The organism is Hydrocoleum sp. CS-953, from assembly GCF_002260545.1.
GTDB lineage: Bacteria > Cyanobacteriota > Cyanobacteriia > Cyanobacteriales > Microcoleaceae > Trichodesmium.
The window spans coordinates 1-3,177 of the sequence record NZ_LGSU01000462.1; the positions used below are offsets into that span (position 1 = coordinate 1).

Sequence of the window (3,177 nt, forward strand, 5' to 3'; positions counted from 1 at the left end):
GTACAAGGTTTTCGTTCTAAAGAGCTGCATAAAGTGAGGATTTTAGGTTGCATAAGGCAGAAAAATCACTCTTATAATTCTTCCTCCTGTCTCGTCTAAATTCCCCATTTCTCCTGACTTTCCCTCCTGGGAGGGGCGGGGGTGGGTTGACTCCTGACTCCCCTCCTGGGAGGGCTATCCCTTACCCATAACTCCTGAAAAGCTTGTGGGGAGCAGGGGAGCAGGGAGCAGGGGAGAAAGGAGAAAGAATCATAGTAGGCAAGTAATAATACTTAAATTATCAAAAAAAAATGTGTTTTTTCATATATTTTTCTCCCGAAAAGACCGAACCAAGACTAACCCATAACTTGTCTATTTTGTCAAGTTTTATCTTAAGAAAGATGTGGGTAATGGATAGCTGGGAGGGGCAGGGGTGGGTTGACTCCTACCCTCACCCATAAGACTTTTTCAGCAAACTCTAATTAATCCTCTTGGTTTTTACCAGAGGTAATTATCTATTATCAATTAATGAATCCTACCTCCTGTATAATTCCCATTTATTCTAACTCCTGACTCCTGTACGGGGGTTAACGATAGTTATGCGAAGCTAACGGCCGTTTCGCGGAGCGACATGAAACGCCCCTACGACTCCTGACTCCCACCCTCACTCATAAGACTGTTTCAGCAAGTCCTACTTAAAATAAAAATATGGCAACTATAGATATTCGAGGGGTTCCACACACCTATGAATTGACTAACCCCACTCAATTTCCCCATGTACTTGTATTTATGCATGGCTGGCTCTTAAGCCGTAACTACTGGCAACCTTTGATCCAAAGACTATCAGGAGATTACCAGTGTTTATCTTACGACTTGCGTGGATTCGGCGATTCTCAAATCCATTCAACCCAAAAAAAATTAGTTTCTACCTACAGTCCTACCTCTTATATTGAAGATTTGGCAATACTACTAGAAAAACTTAACATCTCTAGTGCCTGCTTAATAGGACATTCTTTGGGAGGAACTATTGCTTTACATGGAGCATATAAAATCTTCGACATTATCAAAGCAGTAGTCTGTATTAACTCTGGTGGTGGAATTTATCTCAAAGAAGAATTTGAGCGATTTAGATTCGCAGGGGCACAAATAATTAAATTTCGGCCTCGTTGGCTACCTTATCTACCTTTGATTGAACAAATATATACTAAGACTCAAGTGGTTACTCCCCTCTCTCGAAAATGGGGAAAACAACTATTATTCGATTTCGTTGCTGCATCTTATGAAGCTTCCCTGGGAAGTTTATTAGAATCTACTACAGAATCAGAGGTTCATCAATTGCCACAAATAGTATCAGAATTAAAACAACCAGTTTACTTTATTGTGGGAGCTAAAGATACAATTATGGAGCCTAAATATGTACAACATTTAGCTAGTTTTCACTGGATGTTTCAAGGTTGCGGTGCAAATGTCCTAGAAATTCCTGAATGTGGTCATCTATCAATGTTAGAAAAACCTGATATTTTGGCTACCCAGATTAAAAGTCTTTTGCCATGAATTATGATAAAAATTGGAAAAAAAGGTTGCTGCACATTGATAATAATTGGGACAGATAGCCTCTAATAGCAGTTTGATAAATTTTTGCTACAAATAGTTGGGTTACTGCTCNCGGTGCAAATGTCCTAGAAATTCCTGAATGTGGTCATCTATCAATGTTAGAAAAACCTGATATTTTGGCTACCCAGATTAAAAGTCTTTTGCCATGAATTATGATAAAAATTGGAAAAAAAGGTTGCTGCACATTGATAATAATTGGGACAGATAGCCTCTAATAGCAGTTTGATAAATTTTTGCTACAAATAGTTGGGTTACTGCTCAAGAAGTCATGAGTCAGAATAAATAGTTTAAACATCATTTTAAGGATTTAATACCTTCTTTTATTCAAACAGACATCCTTCCCCAAAGTATTTTAACTCTCCTTATTATTCATAACATTCTTTTTTTAGGCTTCGTATAAGACCAATACCAAATTTATAAAAATTGTCCTAAAGAATTAAAAAAATTGCTACTTTCAGCAATCGTCGAAAACAATGATGTCAGCAAAACTACTGAATAAAAGGATTAATAAATATCAAGCTTTAAATTTTACTCTCTAATTTCAAGGTAATGAAGCTAATAACTGAGCGCTGAATGTTGACTTTTTTATTTTGAATATATCCACTCTTATTCACTCTTATCCTTATTTTCTCCTTCCTCAAGATGAAGCCCTACAATTACTAAATCTCGCTTGATACCATCTAAATCAGCTACTTTTGGTAAATAACCCCAACGTTCAAAACCAAATTTATCAAATAAATTTAAACTAGGAATATTATGAGCAAAAATAAAGCCGAGTAAAGTCTTAATTCCCAACTGAGGACTACGATAAATTGCCTCGGAAAGTAATTTTTTTCCTATGCCTTGACCTTTATATTCAGGAGAAACATATATACTTACTTCTGCGGTGGCTTTGTAGGCTGGTCTGCCATAAAAAGACTGAAAACTTAGCCATCCAATAACTTGATCATCTAGTTCTACAACTAAAATAGGACGACTATCTGGTGAATGTTCTTGATACCAGGAAATACGACTCTCAACCGATATAAGTTCCAAATCTGCAGCAGCAATACGACTAGGAATTGAAGCATTATAAATTTCTACAATTACAGTTAAATCTTTTGCTTCTGCATTTCTAATTTTCATTACTGATGTAGCAGTCATATTTTTAAGTTGTGTAGAAAAAAATTTGACATTAGGTAAAACATAAAATTTATTTTTTTACTTCTTTTATAGTTATTTATCACTTCTAGAAAGCTATCTAGTAATCATAATTTTGGATATTTCATTAATGAATAATGGATAATGGATAATTAGGGTTTGCTAAAAAAGTCTTATGGGTAAGGGTAGGAGTCAGGAGGAATGAAGGAATGGAGAATTAAAGAGTAAGTAGTCGGAAGAATTGTTCCTCAATTTTTCCGAATTTTTACGCCCTAAATACTAACTTTTTGCAGCTCTAGGAGATAAAAACCTCATACTTTTTTAGACTCCAAAAATGCAGCCTTTAGATTTCAATCCTTTGAGATTTAATCAGCAAACCCTAATTCGAGCATATTTAGAGTTAGATAGAAATAGGGAGAGAAAATTAGAGATTTAAAAAACTCT

2 protein-coding genes are annotated in these 3,177 nt (G+C 35.5%); one reads left to right on the plus strand and one right to left on the minus strand.

The features are described 5' to 3' along the window. Nucleotides 1–687 precede the first annotated feature (687 nt). A complete protein-coding gene (locus AFK68_RS04635) occupies nucleotides 688–1,533 on the plus strand; it encodes an alpha/beta fold hydrolase (RefSeq protein ID WP_094671786.1) in 846 nt (281 codons plus the stop codon). Between the two features lie 666 nt (nucleotides 1,534–2,199). On the opposite strand, the gene AFK68_RS04640 is transcribed toward AFK68_RS04635, so the two are convergent. Next, nucleotides 2,200–2,718 carry a GNAT family N-acetyltransferase gene (locus AFK68_RS04640; protein ID WP_094671787.1) on the minus strand — a complete coding sequence of 173 codons (519 nt, stop codon included), beginning with the start codon at nucleotides 2,716–2,718 and terminating at the stop codon, nucleotides 2,200–2,202. Nucleotides 2,719–3,177 lie beyond the last annotated feature (459 nt).